Raw genomic sequence first — 20775 nt, 5'->3', positions numbered from 1 at the left:
CGGGTATGAGGATTTGCAGCAACGAACCTTGCATAGTGTTATTAACCGAAAAAGATACATGGTTACGAGTAAATGGTAAGGAGCCAATCAGCTTAAAAGCGAATCATATGGCCATTCTGGCTTGTGAAAATAACGTTATTGACATTTCATCATTAAATAGCGTGCTAGTAATACAAGTGAGTCGCAATAATATTAAAGACTATTTACAATTCCTGAATAAAGATCTCTCACACCTTCCCGTCTGGCAACGCAACGCCGATCCCTTATTGACCGCCAACTGTCTGACGCCGGATATCTTCAGGGTCGCCGCCCGCTACAGCGCGATGGAAGCACCGGATGAAATTGTTAGTGAACGTACCCGTGCGCTCCTTTTCACCGTTTTATCCCGCTTTCTTGACCACAAAAAATTTATTTCTTTGTTAATGCACATGCTGCGCAGCCGCATCAGTGACAGCGTTTACCACATCATTCAGAGCGATATTCATAAAGACTGGAATCTGAGCGCCGTTGCCAGCTGCCTGTGCCTGAGTCCAAGCTTGTTAAAGAAAAAGCTCAAAAACGAGAATACCAGTTATAGCCAAATAATCACGACCTGCCGAATGCGTTATGCCGTAAACCAATTATTAATGGACGGAAAGAATATCTCGCAAGTCTCACAGCTGTGTGGGTATAACAGCACGTCGTACTTTATTTCCGTGTTTAAAGAGTTTTATGGTATGACCCCCCTGCATTATGTTAGCCAACATCGGGAACGATCGGCTGCCTAATTTTTCTACACTCAACGATAAGACACGATAATAGCAGCATTGGCGATAACCCGTCTCCGACATAATTCAGCGGCATTCTGAGGGGGTATGATACGACGTAATTTATCGTAACGAAGTCACCTTTTCAGGAGTCCAAATTATGTCTTCGGATGCTGATGCTCACAAAGTGGGCCTAATCCCCGTCACCTTAATGGTATCGGGGAATATTATGGGTTCAGGGGTATTCTTACTCCCTGCCAACCTGGCGGCCACTGGCGGGATTGCAATCTACGGATGGCTGGTCACTATCATCGGCGCCCTGGCGCTGTCGATGGTTTATGCCAAAATGTCGTCCTTAGATCCCAGTCCCGGCGGTTCTTATGCCTACGCACGCCGCTGCTTCGGGCCGTTTTTGGGCTATCAAACGAACGTGCTGTACTGGCTGGCATGCTGGATCGGTAATATCGCGATGGTCGTTATCGGCGTCGGCTATCTGAGCTATTTCTTCCCGATTCTGAAAGATCCGCTGGTATTAACGCTTACCTGCGTCGCGGTGCTGTGGATTTTTGTTCTGCTGAACATCGTCGGGCCGAAAATGATTACCCGCGTACAGGCCGTCGCCACCGTACTGGCGCTGGTGCCTATCGTAGGGATTGCGGTCTTCGGCTGGTTCTGGTTTAAAGGCGAAACCTATATGGCGGCCTGGAACGTGAGCGGCATGAATACCTTCGGGGCGATTCAAAGCACGTTGAACGTTACGCTGTGGTCATTCATCGGGGTAGAAAGCGCCTCCGTTGCGGCCGGGGTGGTCAAAAACCCGAAACGCAATGTGCCTATCGCCACCATCGGCGGGGTACTGATCGCCGCCGTCTGCTATGTGCTCTCCACAACGGCGATTATGGGGATGATCCCCAACGCGGCGCTGCGCGTGTCGGCATCGCCTTTCGGTGACGCGGCGCGTATGGCGCTGGGCGATACCGCAGGGGCTATTGTTTCCTTCTGTGCGGCAGCAGGTTGCCTGGGCTCTCTCGGCGGCTGGACGCTGCTTGCCGGTCAAACCGCAAAAGCGGCGGCGGACGATGGTCTCTTCCCGCCAATCTTCGCACGGGTTAATAAAGCCGGTACGCCAGTGGCTGGGTTGCTTATCGTCGGCGTGCTGATGACTATCTTCCAGTTCAGCAGTATGTCGCCGAACGCCGCGAAAGAGTTTGGTCTGGTCTCCTCCGTGTCGGTTATCTTCACCCTGGTGCCTTATCTTTACACCTGTGCCGCGCTGTTGCTATTGGGCCACGGTCACTTTGGTAAAGCGCGCCCGCTGTATCTGCTGATTACCTTCGTCGCGTTTGTGTATTGCATCTGGGCGGTCATCGGTTCCGGCGCCAAAGAAGTGATGTGGTCGTTCGTCACGTTGATGGTGATCACCGCGCTGTATGCGTTGAACTACAACCGCATTCACAAAAACCCGTATCCGCTGGATGCGCCGGTTAAACAGGATTGACCACGTGTAGTTAATGTTATCGCAACAGGCCGGATAGCGCAGGTTATCCGGCCGCCACCAACATTAAGTTCTTAAGGTTCACTTAATTTTACTTTGTCACGATTAGCGTCACCGAATCGATGGACGCATCAACATGTTAAAGCGCTTTCTTAAAAGACCTGTTCTTGGGCAAATCGCCTGGCTTCTGCTTTTTTCCTTTTATATTGCCGTCTGCCTGAACATTGCGTTCTACAAGCAGGTACTACAAGACCTACCGTTAAACTCGCTGCGCAATGTGCTGGTGTTTATTTCCATGCCGGTCGTCGCGTTTAGCGTGGTCAATAGTGTGCTGACGCTGGCCTCATTTATTTGGCTAAACCGACCGCTGGCCTGCGTTTTTATTCTGGTCGGCGCTGCCGCGCAGTATTTTATTTTGACTTACGGCATCATCATCGATCGCTCCATGATCGCCAATATGATGGATACCACGCCCGCGGAAACCTTTGCGCTGATGACGCCGCAAATGGTGCTGACTCTGGGATTAAGCGGCGTTCTGGCAGCCGTGATTGCCTTCTGGGTCAAAATCCGTCCGGCGACGCCGCGCTTACGGAGCGGGCTTTACCGCCTGGCCAGCGTCCTGATCTCTATTTTATTAGTTATTCTGGTCGCCGCCTTTTTCTATAAAGATTACGCCTCGCTATTTCGAAATAATAAACAGTTGATCAAAGCGTTAAGCCCATCGAACAGTATTGTCGCCAGTTGGTCATGGTATTCGCATCAACGGCTGGCGAATTTGCCGCTGGTACGCATTGGCGAGGATGCCCATCGCAATCCATTAATGCTGAAAGGCGATCGCAAAAACCTGACGATTCTCATCGTTGGCGAAACCTCGCGCGGCGATGATTTCTCTCTTGGCGGCTATCCGCGCGACACCAATCCGCGGCTGGCGAAAGACGATGTGATCTACTTCCCGCATACCACCTCTTGCGGTACGGCGACCGCGATCTCCGTTCCCTGCATGTTTTCTGATATGCCGCGCAAACATTATGACGAAGAGCTGGCGCATCACCAGGAAGGGCTGCTGGATATTATCCAGCGCGCGGGGATTAACGTACTGTGGAATGATAATGACGGCGGCTGTAAAGGCGCATGCGATCGCGTTCCGCATCAAAATGTCACCGAGCTAAACCTGCCCGGACAATGTATCGACGGCGAGTGCTACGATGAAGTGTTATTTCACGGTCTGGAAGACTATATCGACCATTTGAAAGGCGATGGCGTTATTGTATTACATACCATCGGCAGCCACGGCCCAACCTATTACAACCGTTATCCACCGCAGTTTAAAAAATTTACCCCAACCTGTGACACTAACGAAATTCAGAACTGTTCCCAAGAGCAGTTGATCAACACCTATGATAATACCGTGCTGTACGTGGACTATATTGTAGATAAAGCCATTAACCTGCTGAAATCTCATCAGGATAAATTCACCACCAGCCTGGTCTATCTTTCCGATCACGGCGAATCATTGGGTGAAAATGGCGTTTATTTACACGGTTTGCCGTATTCCATTGCGCCGGATACGCAAAAACATGTCCCGATGCTCATTTGGCTTTCTAAAGATTATCAACAGCGTTATCAGGTGGATCAGGCCTGCCTGCAAAAACGGGCGAGCACGCTGGATTATTCACAGGACAATCTTTTCTCAACCATGCTGGGATTAACCGGCGTACAAACGACGTATTACCAGGCCGCAGATGATATTCTGCAACCGTGCAGGAGACTAAGCGAATGAAGATACTGATTGTTGAAGACGACACGCTATTATTACAGGGGTTAATACTCGCCGCGCAAACCGAAGGCTATGCGTGTGATGGCGTTTCGACAGCGCGTGCCGCCGAGCATAGTCTGGAGTCTGGTCATTACAGTCTGATGGTGCTGGATTTAGGGCTGCCCGATGAGGATGGCCTGCATTTCCTGACGCGAATCCGACAGAAAAAATATACCCTGCCAGTACTCATTCTGACCGCCCGCGATACGCTCAATGACCGCATTACCGGGCTGGATGTCGGCGCAGATGATTATCTGGTTAAACCCTTCGCCCTGGAGGAGTTGCACGCCCGCATCCGCGCACTGCTGCGCCGCCATAATAACCAGGGTGAAAGTGAACTGACGGTTGGCAATCTGACGCTCAATATAGGCCGCCATCAGGCATGGAGGGATGGACAGGAACTGACCCTGACGCCTAAGGAGTACGCGTTGCTCTCACGGTTGATGCTCAAGGCAGGCAGTCCGGTGCACCGGGAAATTCTTTATAACGATATCTACAACTGGGATAACGAACCCTCGACCAACACGCTGGAAGTGCATATACATAATTTGCGCGACAAAGTCGGCAAGTCGCGCATTCGCACGGTTCGCGGGTTTGGCTACATGCTGGTTGCCACTGAGGAAAGCTAAGTGAGCCTGATGCGTTTTCAGCGAAGAGCGATGACCCTTCGCCAGCGTTTAATGCTGACAATTGGTCTTATTCTGCTGGTGTTCCAGTTAATCAGTACCTTCTGGTTATGGCATGAAAGCACTGAGCAAATCCAATTGTTCGAGCAGGCGCTGCGGGATAATCGCAACAACGATCGCCATATCATGCACGAAATTCGCGAGGCGGTCGCCAGCCTGATCGTCCCCGGCGTATTTATGGTTAGCCTGACGCTGCTAATTTGTTACCAGGCGGTACGGCGTATTACCCGTCCGCTCGCCGAACTGCAAAAAGAGCTGGAAGCGCGGACGGCGGATAATCTGGCGCCGATCGCCATTCACAGCTCCACGCTTGAGATTGAGTCCGTCGTCTCGGCGATCAATCAACTGGTTACGCGTTTGACCACCACGCTCGACAATGAACGCCTTTTTACCGCCGATGTGGCCCATGAGCTACGCACGCCGCTGTCGGGGGTGCGTTTGCACCTGGAATTATTGTCAAAAACCCACAATGTTGATGTCGCGCCGCTTATCGCCCGTCTTGACCAGATGATGGATAGCGTCTCCCAGCTTCTGCAACTGGCGCGCGTGGGCCAGTCATTCTCTTCCGGGAATTATCAGGAAGTAAAACTGCTGGAAGATGTGATCCTCCCCTCCTACGATGAGCTGAACACCATGCTGGAAACGCGCCAGCAAACTCTGTTGCTGCCGGAAAGCGCGGCGGACGTGGTGGTGCGCGGTGATGCGACGTTACTGCGTATGCTGTTGCGAAATCTGGTGGAAAACGCGCATCGCTATAGCCCTGAAGGAACCCATATCACTATCCACATTAGCGCCGACCCCGACGCTATTATGGCGGTCGAAGACGAGGGGCCGGGTATTGATGAAAGCAAATGCGGGAAGCTAAGCGAAGCGTTCGTGCGGATGGACAGCCGTTATGGCGGAATTGGCCTGGGGCTGAGTATCGTCAGCCGCATCACCCAGCTACATCAGGGACAGTTTTTCCTGCAAAACCGTACGGAAAGAACAGGCACCCGTGCCTGGGTGCTGTTGAAAAAGGCATAACAGGCGTTTAATACGTCGTGACCCACACATAGATAAAACTGCTGACAATCAGCACACTACACAGGGTCGTCAAACTTTTATAAATATAGCTTTTCATGACGCTCTCCTCCAAAGGTATGGAGGAGAGTATGCCCGCGAGAGATTAAGCGAACCTTAAGCGCGAAATTTATTCATCGATACGCGGATGTTGCTGTACCAGACGCGAACGTTTGACCTGCAGCTCCGCAATTTCCTGATCGATGTCGTCGATTTTCTGCTCAATATTATCGTAATGCTCGCCCAGAATTTCCTTCGCTTCCTGAATGTCCGACGCCGCTGGCGTTGCGCCTTTTAACGGACGATTGGCCGTTTCTTTCATGGAAATACCGGTAATCAAGCCTATCACCGCGATGACCATCAAATAATACGCCGGCATCATCAGATCCTGCGAGCTTTCCACCAGCCAGGCCGCCAGCGTTGGCGTCAGACCGGCAATCAATACAGAGATATTAAAAGCCGCCGCCAACGCGCTGTAACGAATATGCGTCGGAAACATCGCCGGCAATGTCGAGGCCATCACCCCGGTAAAGCAGTTCAGAATCACCGCCAGCATCAACAAACCGGCAAAAATCAGGCCAATAACGTTACTGTTAATCAGGATGAAGGCCGGGATCGCCAGCGCAAACAGCGCAATGCTGCCCATAATCACAAATGGACGTCGACCGAAACGGTCGCTCAGCAGCCCCATCACCGGCTGCACAAACAGCATCCCGATCATAATGGCGATGATAATCAACACGCCGTGATCTTCAGAATAGTGCAGGTTATGCGACAGGTAGCTCGGCATGTAGGTGAGTAGCATGTAGTAGGTCACGTTGGTGGCAATCACCAGACCGATACATGACAACAGGCTACGCCAGTGTTTGGTGGCAATCTCTTTAAAGGAGACTTTCGGCCCATCCTGCAACCCTTCGCGGTCGCCCTGCTCCAGTTTATCCACGTGCTGCTGAAACGCTGGCGTCTCTTCCAGCGCATGGCGTAAGTAGAGACCAATAATTCCCAATGGCAGGGCGATAAAGAACGGAATACGCCAGCCCCACTCCAGGAAATTCTCCTCGCCGACAATCGTCGAGATTAAGACCACCACGCCCGCGCCCAGCACGAATCCGGCGATAGAACCAAAATCCAGCCAGCTTCCCATAAATCCGCGTTTACGATCCGGCGAATATTCCGCGACAAAGATCGACGCGCCGGTATATTCCCCGCCAACCGAGAAGCCCTGCGCCATTTTACACAGCAACAACAGTATTGGCGCCCAGATACCGATCGTCGCGTAAGAGGGGATTAACCCGATACAGAAGGTACTGATCGACATAATCACAATCGTGATCGCCAGGATCTTCTGGCGCCCGTATTTATCGCCGAGCATACCAAAGAATAACCCGCCGAGCGGACGAATCAGGAAGGGAACGGAAAACGTGGCCAGCGCGGCAATCATTTGAACGCTGGGATCGGCGCCGGGGAAAAAGACTTTACCCAACGCGTAGGCAACAAATCCATAAACACCAAAATCAAACCACTCCATCGCGTTGCCCAGCGAGGCGGCGGTAATCGCTTTGCGAAGTTTACCATCATCAATGATGGTCACATCGCCCAGTGTAATCGGTTTTATTTTTTTCCTTTTCAGCATAGCTGTCCTCATAGGCTAAGCCCTGTAGCGCTATATACGGCGGGCACTGGCATACCGCGCCAGCGTCGCCGTCGAGCGGAGGGAGGGGCGCGAACGCTATCCCTCATACAAGCGTAGCAGGTTTACTTACACTGTCCGGTTACGGACTGTACAACCGAACCTGTTGACGCCTGAATGGGCAGTTAATGACCTTTTTACCCTAACAGGGTTTAAATATGTGATCAACTTCACACATATATGTCAATTCGGTCAAAAGGTGTAAATAAGGACGCCCTAATGCGCTGTGGTGACAGTAAAAAAGCGGTTATTCGAGTGTAAACCATTGCTGACTGGCGTAGCGCAGCCCCTTTTATAAAAGCGGCAATAGTCCCGACAACGCTAAGGATTTTGTGTATAATTGCGGCCTTTTTCGGCGATCTGCCATTTTTGGGCGCGTTTGCCCCCGCTGACTTTTTGAGGATACCAACATGTCATTACCCCACTGCCCGCAATGTAACTCCGAATATACCTATGAAGATAACGGCATGTTCATCTGCCCGGAATGCGCTCACGAATGGAACGATGCGGAACCCGCTCAGGAGAGCGATGAGCTGATTGTCAAAGACGCCAACGGCAACCTGCTGGCGGACGGCGATAGCGTCACCATCGTGAAAGATCTGAAAGTAAAAGGTAGCTCTTCCATGCTGAAAATCGGCACCAAAGTGAAGAACATTCGTCTGGTTGAAGGCGACCATAACATCGACTGCAAAATCGATGGTTTTGGCCCGATGAAACTGAAATCCGAGTTCGTGAAAAAGAACTGATTTACCGCGTCATTGCCCGGTAGCGCCTCGCTTACCGGGCCTGAGCGGCCCTGCCACCGACAATATTGTGCCAATTTCGAACTACACTTAACGAGCATCTCTTACCTGAGGTAACCATCATGCCGTTAAGTCCCTATCTCTCTTTTGCCGGCAACTGTGCCGACGCCATCGCGTATTATCAACAAACGTTAGGCGCAGAACTGCTTTATAAACTCAGCTTCGGTGAAATGCCCCCCTCGGCGGCGGATAACGAAGAGGGCTGCCCGTCAGGAATGCGCTTTCCCGATACTGCTATCGCCCACGCCAACATGCGCATTGCCGGCAGCGATATCATGATGAGTGATGCCAGCGCGTCGGGAAGGGCGCATTATTCCGGCTTTACGCTGGTGCTTGATACCCAGGATGTAGCAGAAGGGAAGCGCTGGTTTGATAACCTTGCCGCACAAGGGCAAATCGAAATGGACTGGCAGGAGACCTTCTGGGCGCAGGGTTTCGGCAAGGTCAGCGATCGTTTCGGTGTGCCGTGGATGATTAACGTGGTTAAACATCAGCCTGCCACCTAATTCCCCGGGAGGCTCGCCCTCCCCCTTGCCATCAGAGTGATCTTTGGCTGTACGTTATCCGCCGTTTAACTGTCATAGAATAAATAATGACGGTAGTTTGCTACAGTCTGTCGAAAGATGGTTGATCCTGATGAAGCGTCGGGAGGACATTATGCCAGTCTGTGAATTACGCCACGCGACAACAGAGGATACCGATTCTGTTTACGCGCTTATCTGTGAGTTACTTAAAAATGAGCTTGATTATCAGGCTTTCAGGGATGGATTCGCCGCTAATTTACTGGACCCCAACGTTCATTATCGTTTAGCGCTGCGCAACGGAGAGGTAGTCGGCATGATCAGCCTGCATATGCAGTTTCATCTCCATCATGCCAACTGGATTGGCGAAATTCAGGAGCTGGTGGTATTACCGCCGATGCGGGGGCAAAAAATTGGCAGTCAGCTTCTGGCCTGGGCAGAAGAAGAAGCACGTCAGGCGGGGGCGGAGCTAACGGAGCTTTCCACAAATATTAAACGCCGCGATGCACACCGTTTTTATCTTCGCGAAGGTTACAAGCAAAGTCATTTTCGGTTTACGAAAGCATTGTGATCTGGCAGCCGTCATCAGGAGATAAGGCATAACGTAATCAACCGTCACCGGGTGAAGTAGCGGAGTCATCTCAATTCTACTGTCGGCAAGCCTGGATAAAGGTTAAACGGGCTGACTCGCTTCTTTAGCAAAAATGGCCCTTTTAAGTTGTAGAAATGTAAATTTATTGTCAACGAACTACACTTTTCTCTTTGGCATCACCGGGAGGGTTGCCTGAAAATCCCGGGATGAGGTTTTCTTAGAAGGACAGTGACGTTATGTTCGCAGCAATCATTATCGGTATTTTTATTATCAGCGTCATTTATGCGCATTCACGCGGGGTGGAAAAACAAAAACTTTCCCGTCAGCTCTTTGACCACTCGACGTTTATGGCGCCGATCAATATGTTCATGACTCGCTTCTCAACGTTACCGGCAAAGCAGCCGTACTTTGATACCACGGCATTTCCAGAGCTGCAGAAGCTGACGGAAAACTGGCAGGTGATTCGTGAAGAGGCGCTACGGCTTCAGCATCACATAAAAGCCGCGCAGGCCAATAACGACGCCGGATTCAACACCTTTTTCAAGCGCGGCTGGAAACGGTTTTACCTTAAATGGTATTCCGATGCCCACCCGTCGGCGGAAACGTTATGCCCGATAACGACAAAGCTGGTCAACAGCATCCCCTCTATTAAAGCGGCGATGTTCGCCGAGTTGCCTCCCGGGGCCTATCTGGGAAAACATCGCGACCCCTATGCCGGTTCAGTACGTTACCATCTTGGATTAAGCACACCGAATGACGACCGCTGTTTTATTGAAGTTGATCGACAGCGCCATAGCTGGCGCGACGGCAAAGCCGTCATCTTCGACGAAACCTACGTTCATTGGGCGGAAAATAAAACTGAGCAGACGCGTATTATCCTCTTTTGCGATATTGAGCGCCCAATGAAATGGCGCTGGGCGCAGAGCGTAAACCACTGGGTCGGCGCATCGTTGATGTCCGCCGCCAGTTCGCCAAACGACGAGAACGATCGCACCGGTGCGATTAATCGCATCTTTAAATACGTTCACGCAGCACGCGATGCCGGGCAACGGCTGAAAAAGAAAAACCGCACTCTCTATTACGCGCTGAAATATCTCGTTATTGCCGCTATTTTTGCCGCGATAATCCTTTTCAGCCTCCTCTGAAGCCGGGCCGCGGTATGGCACTGCCTGCCGCGGCCTGTTCTATCCTGGCGTTAGTCTCAAAGCGTTCCCTGGCCTTGAGTCTATCCATCCGGGTAATTTCCACTTCAGGCAGAGCAGATTGCCGGATGGCGGCTCCGCCTTATCTGGCCTGCGCTCAGCGTTTCTCCTCATAATAAATGTCATGCGGCATTTTCTTTCGACACGTCAAAACTGACGATAGCCTGTTTTTCGTCAGGGTTTTGAGCAAAATTCGCCCGTAATATCAGGGAAAGCCCATACTAAAAAAGTGGCATAAAACATGCATACTGAGGGCGACAGCGCGTATGCGCGATTTGATTAACTGGAGCGAAACCGATGAAAAAAGTCGTCACGGTTTGCCCGTATTGCGCATCAGGTTGCAAAATCAATCTGGTGGTCGATAACGGCAAAATCGTCCGGGCTGAGGCGGCGCAGGGGAAAACCAACCAGGGTACCCTGTGTCTGAAGGGCTACTACGGCTGGGATTTTATTAATGATACCCAGATCCTGACCCCGCGCCTGAAAACCCCAATGATCCGTCGCCAGCGTGGCGGCAAACTGGAATCTGTTTCCTGGGATGAAGCGCTCAATTACGTCGCTGAACGTTTGAGCGCCATCAAAGCGAAGTACGGTCCGGATGCAATCCAGACAACCGGCTCCTCTCGCGGTACCGGAAATGAAACCAACTATGTAATGCAAAAATTCGCACGCGCCGTTATTGGTACCAATAACGTTGACTGCTGCGCTCGCGTCTGACACGGCCCATCGGTTGCAGGTCTGCACCAATCGGTCGGTAACGGCGCAATGAGTAATGCGATTAACGAAATTGATAACACTGATTTAGTGTTCGTCTTCGGGTATAACCCGGCGGATTCCCACCCTATCGTGGCGAATCATGTGATTAACGCTAAACGCAATGGGGCGAAAATTATCGTCTGCGATCCGCGCAAAATTGAAACCGCGCGCATCGCTGACATGCATATCGCGTTGAAAAACGGCTCGAATATCGCGCTGCTCAACGCAATGGGGCATGTCATTATTGAAGAAAACCTGTACGACAAAGCGTTTGTCGCCAGCCGTACCGAAGGTTTTGAAGAGTACAGTAAGATTGTCGAAGGCTATACGCCGGAGTCCGTCGAAGAGATCACTGGCGTGAGCGCACAGGAAATTCGTCAGGCGGCGCGGATGTATGCCAGCGCGAAAAGCGCAGCGATCTTGTGGGGTATGGGCGTCACCCAGTTCTATCAGGGTGTGGAAACCGTGCGTTCACTGACCAGCCTCGCGATGCTGACCGGCAACCTCGGCAAGCCAAGCGCGGGCGTTAACCCGGTTCGCGGCCAGAACAACGTTCAGGGCGCGTGCGATATGGGCGCGCTCCCGGATACTTATCCGGGCTACCAGTACGTTAAGTTCCCGGAAAACCGCGAGAAGTTCGCTAAAGCCTGGGGCGTAGAAAGTCTGCCTGCGCATACCGGCTATCGCATCAGCGAGCTGCCGCACCGTGCGGCGCATGGCGAAGTGCGCGCGGCGTACATTATGGGTGAAGATCCGCTGCAAACCGATGCGGAACTCTCTGCAGTACGTAAAGCGTTTGAGGATCTGGAACTGGTCATCGTGCAGGATATCTTCATGACCAAAACCGCGTCGGCGGCGGATGTGATTTTACCCTCTACCTCCTGGGGCGAGCATGAAGGCGTCTTCTCTGCGGCTGACCGTGGCTTCCAGCGCTTCTTTAAAGCCGTTGAGCCGAAGTGGGACCTGAAAACCGACTGGCAGATTATCAGTGAAATCGCCACCCGGATGGGCTATCCGATGCACTACAACAACACCCAGGAGATCTGGGATGAGTTGCGTCATCTGTGCCCGGATTTCTACGGCGCCACTTACGAGAAAATGGGCGAACTGGGCTATATCCAGTGGCCGTGCCGCGACACGTCGGATGCCGATCAGGGAACCTCGTACCTCTTTAAAGAGAAGTTCGATACCCCCAACGGTCTGGCGCAGTTCTTCACCTGCGACTGGGTAGCGCCTATCGATAAACTCACCGAAGAGTACCCGATGGTACTGTCGACGGTGCGCGAAGTCGGCCACTACTCCTGCCGCTCAATGACCGGTAACTGTGCGGCGCTGGCCGCGCTGGCCGATGAACCGGGCTATGCGCAAATCAATACCGCCGACGCCGCGCGTCTGGGCATTGAAGATGAAGCGCTGGTGTGGGTTCATTCGCGCAAAGGCAAAATCATCACCCGCGCGCAGGTCAGCGATCGCCCGAACAAAGGGGCGATTTACATGACCTACCAGTGGTGGATTGGCGCCTGTAACGAGCTGGTGACTGAAAACCTCAGCCCGATTACCAAAACGCCGGAGTACAAATACTGCGCCGTACGCGTTGAGCCGATCGCCGATCAGCGAGCCGCCGAGCAGTATGTGATTGATGAGTACAACAAGCTGAAAACCCGCCTGCGCGAAAGCGCAATGGGTTGATCTGCCGGATGGCGGCATCAGAATGCTTTATTCGGCCTGCGTCTACTGTAGGCCTGATTAGATGCATTAACATCGCCATCAGGCATTTTCCCTATAACAGCCTCCGCCCAGAGGCTGTTTTTTTATCCATACGATCTCTTTATACTGTCTTTTCCGTACCCTAAATAAAATTCAAAATGAAACTACTTCTTGCATTGATGTTGTTTATGACATTCTTTGCCCATGCCGCAGATCCTGAGCCGGGTAGCCAGTATTTGCAGGCAGCAGAGGCAGGTGACAGACGCGCGCAATATTTTCTGGCCGACAGTTGGTTGAGCTATGGCGATTTGAACAAAGCTGAATACTGGGCGCAAAAAGCCGCCGACAGTGGCGACGCCGACGCCTGCGCGCTACTGGCGCAAATCAAAATCACTAATCCGGTAAGCCTGGATTATCCCGACGCGAAAAAGCTGGCTGAAAAGGCGGCTAACGCGGGCAGTAAAGCGGGAGAAATTACGCTGGCGCGGATCCTGGTCAACACCCAGGCCGGGCGTCCGGACTACCCAAAAGCCATCTCGCTGCTGCAAAAGGCCTCTGAAGATCTGGATAACGACTCCGCGGTGGATGCGCAAATGTTGCTTGGCCTGATTTACGCCAACGGCGTGGGCATTGCCGCCGATGATGAAAAAGCCGCCTGGTATTTCAAACGCAGTTCCGCTATTTCCCGTACCGGCTATTCAGAATACTGGGCGGGAATGATGTTTTTAAACGGAGAACCGGGCTTTATTGAAAAGAACAAGCAGAAGGCGTTGCATTGGTTGAATCTAAGCTGTCTGGAAGGGTTTGATACCGGTTGCGAAGAGTTCGAAACGCTAACGAATGGCTGATGTTTATTGCCGGATGAACGTAGTCGTTGTAGGCCTGATAAGCGTAGCGCCATCAGGCAAACCGGAGCAGGTTGCCGGATGGCGGCGTGAACGCCTTATCCGGCCTACATTCTCTTTCTCTGTAGGCCGGATAAGCAAAGCGCCATTCGGCAATCCGTTATTGGGCGGTCTTATCAAATTTGCCCAGCACGTCGCGCTCGTAGGCCAGCGCTTTTTTGCGGTCAAACTTGTGTTCCCACTTGGCGATCACCAGCACCGCCAGCGCATTCCCCACCACATTTAGCGCAGTACGCGCCATGTCGAGGATACGGTCGACACCGGCGATAAACGCCAGCCCTTCCAGCGGAATGCCCACGCTGCCCAGCGTCGCCAGTAACACCACGAAGGAAACGCCAGGCACGCCGGCAATCCCTTTCGACGTCACCATCAGCGTCAGCACCAGTACAATTTCCTGCCACAGCGACAGGTCGATACCGTATAGCTGCGCGATAAAAATGGCGGCGATGCTCTGGTATAACGTGGAGCCGTCGAGGTTAAATGAGTAACCGGTCGGTACCACGAAACTGGTGATAGAGGCTGGCGCGCCGTAAGCTTCCATCTTCTCGATAATGCGCGGCAGTACGCTCTCGGAACTGGCGGTCGAGTACGCCAGAATCAATTCATCTTTCAGAATGCGAATCAGAATCCAGATACTTAACCCGCACAGGCGCGCCACGATGCCCAGCACCACCAGCGCAAAGAAGATAATGGCAAAGTGTACCAGCAGCACCAGTTTCGCCAGCGGCCACAGCGACGCGAAACCAAAATTCGCCACCGTGACGGCGATCAGCGCAAAAACGCCCACTGGCGCATAGCGCATCACCATATGGGTGACTTTAAACATGGTTTCAGAGATGGAACGAAATACCGTCACCAGCGGTTCGCGGTGCGTTGCCGGCAGGGACGACAACCCCAGCCCAAACAGGACCGAGAAAAAGATAATTGGCAGCATATCCCCTTTGGCCATCGATGCGATGATATTGGTCGGCACCAGCGACAGTATCGTCCCCATCAGCCCATGCGCATGACTTTGTACTTCCGCCGTGGTGTTCTGGTATTTCGAAATATCGACGGTCGCCAGTTGCGACATATCAATGCCTGAGCCTGGCTGAAAGACATTCGCCAGCGTAATGCCGAGGATAATCGCCACCGTGGTGATCAGTTCAAAATAGAGAATGGTTTTGGCGCCGATACGGCCTAGCTGTTTCGCATCGCCAACGCCGGCGATGCCGACAATCAGAGTCGAGATCACGATCGGCACGACGATCATTTTAATCAGGTGGATAAAGATATCGCCAGCAGGCGACAGCAGGTTGGCAATCAGCCATTCACGACTGTCACTGTGATAATGCAGATAGCTGCCCAACAGAATGCCCAGCACCATAGCCAGCAAAATTTGCCAGGCCAGGCTGACTTTCAAATTTTTCATAACAACAGACTTCCTCGATGAAGCGTTGCTCTCCGCCGAAAGCATGAGAGCAATACATACTGAAAGGGTATGATTTGTGTTGCGTTGGTTTGTAGAGTTTTTTAACGCGCATAATCAGTATCATTTGCATAGCGTCTTGCGCAACCCTTTCATAACAGGGCTTTTGGCTGTTTTTATGCATAATAACGCGAGTTTATGGCGTTAATGATGAATAACTATTTGTTATGGAAAGTTTTTTACTTCGTCAAAAACGAATAATACACTGAGGTAATTAATTTTTACTTGTGTCTCATTCGCCGTTTTTTTAAACAGCACACATGACAAAAGTCACAAAAAAGAAAAAATTATTTCTGCCGATTTTGTAACAATTTAGCCAAATTAATGGCCTCTACCAGCTGCGCGCGATTCACTCGCGGCGAGTTAGCATCCAGTAAGGTTTGCCACAGCGACACGGCTTGCGCATAATCCGCCTGCATAAACGCATCCGCCGCCAGCAGCATCTGCGCGGTCACTTCTGTCGCATCCAGCGCTAACGCTTTATTAATCATTTCATGCGTCGCAGGCGTCATATGTTGCCCGGCCTGGTAATACAGCACCGTTGCCAGCGCGGCGAAAAGCTGCGCGTTATCGCCTCGCAGACGCAACGCCTGACGATATGCCAGCAGCGCATTGTCATACGCATTGCGATAGAGATAATACTCGCCCAGCCGCGCCCATTGCTCGCTATCCTGCGGATTGGCGCGGATTTTTTCTTGCAGCCTGGAAAGCTGCGCCTCTGGCGTTTGCGGGTTCGTAAAGTCACGTAGCGGATCGGCCAGACGCTGTTGCTCGCTACGCACAGCCTGCCATTTCGGCGTCAACAGATAGCCGCCGACACAGGCAGCCACCATCAACACCGCCGCAGCCGCCAGACGCTTTACGGGCATGGGACGTAACGGCGCAGTGGAGTGTTCAGACTGGCTCATTGTTCCCCCTCTCCTGCGTGCTGACGCTTTCTCACCCGCCAGGCCACCACGCCCACCAGCAATAACAGCAGGTACGGCAGCGCCCACAACAGCAGCGTTTGCTCATTCAACGGCGGGTTGTAGCGTACGAAATCACCATAACGGTCGGTCATCCAGGCGGTGATTTCCGCTTCGCTTTTACCTTCGGCCACCATGCTGTAAACCTGATGGCGCATACTGACCGCCACGGGCGCATTGGATTCCAGCAAATTCTGGTTCTGACACTGCGGACAGCGCAGTTGACTGGCAATAGATAGCGCTTTTTCCTGCTGTTGCGGATTGTCAAAGCGCCAGGTATCCACCACCTGGGCGTGGGTGCTAAAAGGCAGAAAAATCAGAAAAGCCACAAGTAACATCGACTTGCCGGATGGCGGCGTAAACGCCTTATCCGGCCTACCATGCTTTTCACTCGTAGGCCTGATAAGCGCAGCGCCATCAGGCAATAACTCAGGATGCTTCCTCCCCCGCCATCCGCTCAGCAGCGCGCCAAACACCATCAACAATCCCCCTCCCCAGATCCAGCGCACGCCGGTCTGCACGTATAAGCGCATGGCGTAACGATCCGGTCCGGTTTTTTCGCCCATCACCGCGTACCAGTCATGTAGCAGGTTCCAGTGAATCCCCGGCTCCATCATCTGTTGACGACGCGCGGCATAGAAGCGCCTTTCAGGCTGCAGGCTGCCAATGCGTTTTTCATTCCGCCACAACGTGATCCGCGCTTTTTCACTGGTGTAGTTGCCTTTGGCCTCCAGATCCAGACGCTCAAAGCGGAAAATGTAGCCCGCCAGTACCACCTGCTGCCCGGGGCTGAGGTTAAGACTGATTTCATGCCGACTGCCGCTGGAAACCATGATCCCGGCGGCGAAGATAAATACGCCCGTATGCGCCAGCAACGCCGGAAGCTGACGATGCACAGAGACTTTGCGGCTTCTGATTGTCGCCAGCACGATAACCACCAGCATCAGCAGGCCAAACGGCAGCGTGACGCGATTAAAATAGGGCGCGCCCACCGAAAGCCTTCCCCAGCCGAACAACCCGTAAATCATCGGATAGAGCGTGCCAATCAGCACAATCAGTAGCACCGCGCAAAAAAGTAATAGCGCGACCAGAATAAGCATCTCACGCGACCAGCCGCCAAAACGCGCATTCTGGCGAATTTGCTGGCCTCGCCAGGCGTACAACCCGAGCGACGCCAGGCTCAATACGCTAAACAGCGCAAACAGCGGCGCGGCGCGCACGTTATCCAGCGCAAAGGCATGTACCGAAACAAGAATGCCGGAACGCACAATCAGCGTTCCCAGCAACGAGAGGATCAGCGTCAGTATCGCCAGCAGCAACGACCAGTGACGGAAGCTCCCGCGCTGGCGGCTGACATACAGACTGTGCAGCAAGGCGCTGGCGGCAAGCCACGGCAACAACGAGGCATTTTCCACCGGGTCCCAGAACCACCAGCCGCCCCAGCCCAGTTCGCAATACGCCCACCACGATCCGAGAATGATCCCCAGCGTCAGAGCGCACCAACCCGGTAACGCCCAGCGCCAGCAAACCCAGGCGGTTGCGGCGTTAAAGCCGCCGCACAGTAGCGAAGCCAGCGCTACGCTCGCCGCGGTCATCAGGCCGCCATAACCCAGATAGAGCAGCGGCGGATGTAAGATCAGCCCCAGATGTTGCAGCATGGGATTAAGGTCGCGCCCTTCCATGGCGGGAGGGAAAATACGCAGGAACGGATCGGACCACAGCACAATAAATAGCAGCAGCGAAGCCATAATGAGGGACAAGACGCTCAGGGTCAGCGGAAAAAGCGCGTCAGATTCATGCCGGGAGCGCCAGGCGAATAGCGCCGTCCACCCCGAAAGAAGCAGCGCCCACAGCAGGAGCGAGCCTTCATGACCGCCCCATACCGCCGCCAGTTTCAGCCCCCATGACAACTGACTATGGCTATGCTGCGCAACATAAACGACCGAAAAATCGCTGGTCAGAAAACAGCTAAACAGAATCGCAAACGCCAGTAGCAGCAGCGTGAACGCCGTCCACGCGCCGCAGGTCGTCAGGCGCATGACGCCGCGCCAGTGCAGCCCCATCCCGCACCACGTCGCCAGCGGGGTCAACACGTTGACCCCGAGACTCAACAACAGCGCCAGAAATCCGGCTTCAGGAAGGAAGATGTCCAGATTATGCAACCGTTAGCTGTCCCGCATAAAGAATGAAAAAGCGCAGCAACAGCACGCCGGTCAAACTGGCGACGCAAACGGCCAGCACGCCGTGAAACGTGACGCTACGATTTGCCCAGGGTTTCAGCAGCAGCGGGATAATCAATCCCAGCCCTACGACGCCAAGCCAGAACCACCAGCTCCAGAATCCGCCGCCCAGCGCCGCCGCCAGCGCGCGCATTTTGCCGTCATCGCCCAGCGCCAGCCCGATAAAAAAGGCCGCCAGCAGGAAGATCTCCAGCCATACCACTGGGGTTTCCATGCGATGTACAAAGCGCGCCTCGGTGCTGTGCGGGTTGCTACGATGGCGTAACGCCATAGCGATCAGCGCCACCGCCGCGCCGGAGGAGATGCCGGAGAACAGGAACAGCACCGGCAGGATCGGGTTATTCAGGAACGGATAGGATTTCAGCGCCGACAGCAGAAAGCCGGTGTACGCCCCGAGCAGAACCGCCAGTACCAGCATTAACGTCTCCAGCGCACGGTGGAACGGCGTTATTAGCGCCAACACTTTCTGCACGATCTCTAACCGCGGCAGCCAACGCTGCTGCAGGGCAATCACCTCTTTTTCAAAGATTTTCGCCAGCCACAGTATCAGGACCACCATGTAAAGCTGGAACAGCATCACCCCCATCGACATCACCGAGGTAAAGCTGTAGTGAAACATCAGCTTCCAGAAGGTCCACGGGCGCGTGAGGTGGAAGACCAGAATCAGCAGACCAAGAATAATCGCCCCCGGCCCTAACACCAGCGTAGTGCGCAGCAGCGTGCTGTCCGAACCGCCCGCCTCCGGATGGAAGCGGCGCAGCAGAATCGCCAACGTAACCAGTCCGGCGGAGATGCCAATCAGGAACAGATAGATGGCGATGGGCCAGTCCCACACCAGTGATGCAAAATGAAATGCAGAAGCGGATGTCATTGGCTCACCTCCCCATAGTTAAAGGGAACGCGGTAGACCTTCGGTTTTGTGCCCAGCGCCAGCTTGTAGCGGTAGGTGGTTTTCTGCCGCAACAAACGGGAGATATCGCTGTTGGGATCGTCCAGATTACCAAATGTCAGCGCCTTCGTCGGACATGACTCAACGCAGGCGGGCTGTTTGCCCGCTTTCAGGTTGGTTTTCCGGCAGAAATCGCACTTATCCGCCGTCTTACTGACCGGATGGATAAAGCGCACGCGGTAGGGACACGCGGCAATGCAGTACTGGCAGCCGACGCAAAGGTCCAGGTTCACGTCGACAATACCGCTGGCGGCATCGCGGAATGATGCGCCGGTCGGGCAGACGTCAACGCAGGGGGCATGGTCGCAATGCTGGCACGAGTGGCGGAAGAAGCGATATTTCACATCAGGAAACGTCCCCTGCGGCTCGCTGCGAATAATCGTCAGGCGCGATACGCCTTCCGGCACGTTGTTGACTTCCCGACAGGCATCCATGCAGGCCGTGCAGCCGATGCATAATGACTCATCGTGTACCATGCCATAACGCACGCCGTTAATATTCAACGTGTTCGCTACAACGCGTCCTGCCATCCCACTGACCGCCGCCAGCGCGCCGACACGGGTAATAAATTGACGTCGGGTGCAACTCATGGCTGCTCCTTAAGCAACGGAACGGACGCCGGATTAAAGTGCGGGTTAGTACGCTGATCGCTATGGCAATCCACGCATATTTTGATCCGCCCTTTCTCGCTTAGCGTCTGCATCGTGTCTTGCTGCGGATGCAGGGAATGGCAACTGGCGCAGGTCACTTTAGTAACATGAACATCGTGCGGCCAGAACGCTTTTTGCAGTTGTTCAGGCAAGTGGCAGGATATACAGACGCTGTTCTGCTGCTCTACCGTATACATCGGGTCGTTAAAACGCATCACATCTTTCACCCCTTCACGGTGGTGAAGCGACGGTTGACCGTGGCAGTTGGTACAGGTTATCGGCAATTTATTGTTCGGGTTGATAGCGCCCGTATGTTTACCGTGCATACCTTCGGTGTCCGGCTTGTGACAGTCCAGACAGGCAGCATCCGGATTACGCTGCTGGGTGACCGTCCAGCGTTGATCCGACTCCTGCGGCGTTGGCGTGGCAGTGATTCCACTCAGGCTCCAGAACAGGCCTGACGCCAGCACCCCAGCAGTTAATAACGAACGTAATACGCTCATATTCACTCCATTACATAATGCC

General features: G+C 53.3%; 19 protein-coding genes. 11 read left to right on the top strand and 8 right to left on the bottom strand.

The annotated features are described in order from the left end of the window. The first annotated feature begins 5 nt into the window (after positions 1 to 5). The 5 genes from J4613_RS06570 to pmrB all read left to right on the top strand — a co-directional run bounded on the left by J4613_RS06570 (position 6) and on the right by pmrB (position 5766). On the top strand, positions 6 to 767 hold the full coding sequence (locus J4613_RS06570) for an AraC family transcriptional regulator (RefSeq protein ID WP_001217074.1): 762 nt from the start codon (positions 6 to 8) through the stop codon (positions 765 to 767). 139 nt (positions 768 to 906) lie between these two features. Next, a complete protein-coding gene (gene adiC / locus J4613_RS06565) occupies positions 907 to 2244 on the top strand; it encodes an arginine/agmatine antiporter (RefSeq protein ID WP_000093130.1) in 1338 nt (445 codons plus the stop codon). Positions 2245 to 2377: 133 nt separating this feature from the next. Beyond that, complete coding sequence (eptA, locus tag J4613_RS06560) at positions 2378 to 4021, top strand: phosphoethanolamine transferase EptA (RefSeq protein ID WP_111742510.1); 1644 nt, start codon at positions 2378 to 2380, stop codon at positions 4019 to 4021. Then, positions 4018 to 4686 (top strand): two-component system response regulator PmrA, encoded by a 669-nt coding sequence (gene pmrA / locus J4613_RS06555; protein ID WP_000697899.1) that lies wholly within the window; start codon positions 4018 to 4020, stop codon positions 4684 to 4686. The genes eptA and pmrA overlap by 4 nt, the downstream gene beginning before the upstream one ends. A 9-nt stretch (positions 4687 to 4695) precedes the next feature. After that, entirely contained in the window at positions 4696 to 5766 is a 1071-nt protein-coding gene (gene pmrB, locus J4613_RS06550; protein ID WP_001212189.1) for a two-component system sensor histidine kinase PmrB, read from the top strand. A gap of 7 nt (positions 5767 to 5773) precedes the next feature. On the opposite strand, the gene pmrR is transcribed toward pmrB, so the two are convergent. Both pmrR and proP read right to left on the bottom strand, forming a co-directional pair. Further along, positions 5774 to 5863: an LpxT activity modulator PmrR gene (gene pmrR, locus J4613_RS06545; RefSeq protein ID WP_000844399.1), complete on the bottom strand. Its 90-nt coding sequence runs from the start codon at positions 5861 to 5863 to the stop codon at positions 5774 to 5776. A 69-nt stretch (positions 5864 to 5932) separates the two neighbouring features. After that, positions 5933 to 7435 (bottom strand): glycine betaine/L-proline transporter ProP, encoded by a 1503-nt coding sequence (proP, locus tag J4613_RS06540; protein ID WP_000919710.1) that lies wholly within the window; start codon positions 7433 to 7435, stop codon positions 5933 to 5935. A gap of 467 nt (positions 7436 to 7902) precedes the next feature. Between proP and J4613_RS06535 the strand changes: the two genes are divergently transcribed. From J4613_RS06535 to yjcO, 6 genes are all read left to right on the top strand, one after another. After that, a complete protein-coding gene (locus J4613_RS06535; protein WP_000056482.1) occupies positions 7903 to 8238 on the top strand; it encodes a zinc ribbon domain-containing protein YjdM in 336 nt (111 codons plus the stop codon). Between the two features lie 119 nt (positions 8239 to 8357). Further along, a complete protein-coding gene (gene yjdN / locus J4613_RS06530; RefSeq protein ID WP_001131299.1) occupies positions 8358 to 8801 on the top strand; it encodes a VOC family metalloprotein YjdN in 444 nt (147 codons plus the stop codon). 151 nt (positions 8802 to 8952) lie between these two features. Beyond that, positions 8953 to 9387, top strand: coding sequence for an aminoalkylphosphonate N-acetyltransferase (gene phnO, locus J4613_RS06525; protein WP_001526214.1), 435 nt, complete (start codon positions 8953 to 8955; stop codon positions 9385 to 9387). 257 nt (positions 9388 to 9644) lie between these two features. Beyond that, the gene (gene lpxO / locus J4613_RS06520; protein ID WP_000457031.1) at positions 9645 to 10553 is read left to right on the top strand and encodes a lipid A hydroxylase LpxO; all 909 of its coding nucleotides are present in this window, start codon (positions 9645 to 9647) and stop codon (positions 10551 to 10553) included. Positions 10554 to 10907: 354 nt separating this feature from the next. Further along, complete coding sequence (locus J4613_RS06515) at positions 10908 to 13055, top strand: formate dehydrogenase H subunit alpha, selenocysteine-containing (protein ID WP_011233236.1); 2148 nt, start codon at positions 10908 to 10910, stop codon at positions 13053 to 13055. 176 nt (positions 13056 to 13231) lie between these two features. Next, positions 13232 to 13921 carry a Sel1 family TPR-like repeat protein YjcO gene (yjcO, locus tag J4613_RS06510; RefSeq protein WP_000771454.1) on the top strand — a complete coding sequence of 230 codons (690 nt, stop codon included), beginning with the start codon at positions 13232 to 13234 and terminating at the stop codon, positions 13919 to 13921. A gap of 157 nt (positions 13922 to 14078) precedes the next feature. Here the strand turns inward: yjcO and gltP are convergent, their stop codons facing one another. The 6 genes from gltP to nrfB all read right to left on the bottom strand — a co-directional run bounded on the left by gltP (position 14079) and on the right by nrfB (position 20753). Further along, positions 14079 to 15389 carry a glutamate/aspartate:proton symporter GltP gene (gene gltP / locus J4613_RS06505; RefSeq protein WP_000793278.1) on the bottom strand — a complete coding sequence of 437 codons (1311 nt, stop codon included), beginning with the start codon at positions 15387 to 15389 and terminating at the stop codon, positions 14079 to 14081. A gap of 344 nt (positions 15390 to 15733) precedes the next feature. Then, entirely contained in the window at positions 15734 to 16354 is a 621-nt protein-coding gene (gene nrfG, locus J4613_RS06500) for a heme lyase NrfEFG subunit NrfG (protein ID WP_111742511.1), read from the bottom strand. After that, positions 16351 to 18573 carry a heme lyase NrfEFG subunit NrfEF gene (nrfEF, locus tag J4613_RS06495; RefSeq protein WP_111742512.1) on the bottom strand — a complete coding sequence of 741 codons (2223 nt, stop codon included), beginning with the start codon at positions 18571 to 18573 and terminating at the stop codon, positions 16351 to 16353. The genes nrfG and nrfEF overlap by 4 nt, the downstream gene beginning before the upstream one ends. Continuing rightward, positions 18566 to 19522 (bottom strand): cytochrome c nitrite reductase subunit NrfD, encoded by a 957-nt coding sequence (nrfD, locus tag J4613_RS06490; protein WP_001584174.1) that lies wholly within the window; start codon positions 19520 to 19522, stop codon positions 18566 to 18568. Before nrfD ends, nrfEF begins: the two co-directional genes overlap by 8 nt. After that, entirely contained in the window at positions 19519 to 20190 is a 672-nt protein-coding gene (gene nrfC / locus J4613_RS06485; protein WP_001584173.1) for a cytochrome c nitrite reductase Fe-S protein, read from the bottom strand. The genes nrfD and nrfC overlap by 4 nt, the downstream gene beginning before the upstream one ends. Next, positions 20187 to 20753 carry a cytochrome c nitrite reductase pentaheme subunit gene (nrfB, locus tag J4613_RS06480; protein ID WP_001584172.1) on the bottom strand — a complete coding sequence of 189 codons (567 nt, stop codon included), beginning with the start codon at positions 20751 to 20753 and terminating at the stop codon, positions 20187 to 20189. The genes nrfC and nrfB overlap by 4 nt, the downstream gene beginning before the upstream one ends. Between the last annotated feature and the right edge of the window lie 22 nt (positions 20754 to 20775).

This window comes from Salmonella sp. 32020114201800008SM, from assembly GCF_017572025.1.
Taxonomy (GTDB): domain Bacteria; phylum Pseudomonadota; class Gammaproteobacteria; order Enterobacterales; family Enterobacteriaceae; genus Salmonella; species Salmonella enterica.
The sequence above is the reverse complement of the archived record's forward strand: the minus strand, read 5'-3'. Positions and strand labels throughout refer to the sequence as shown.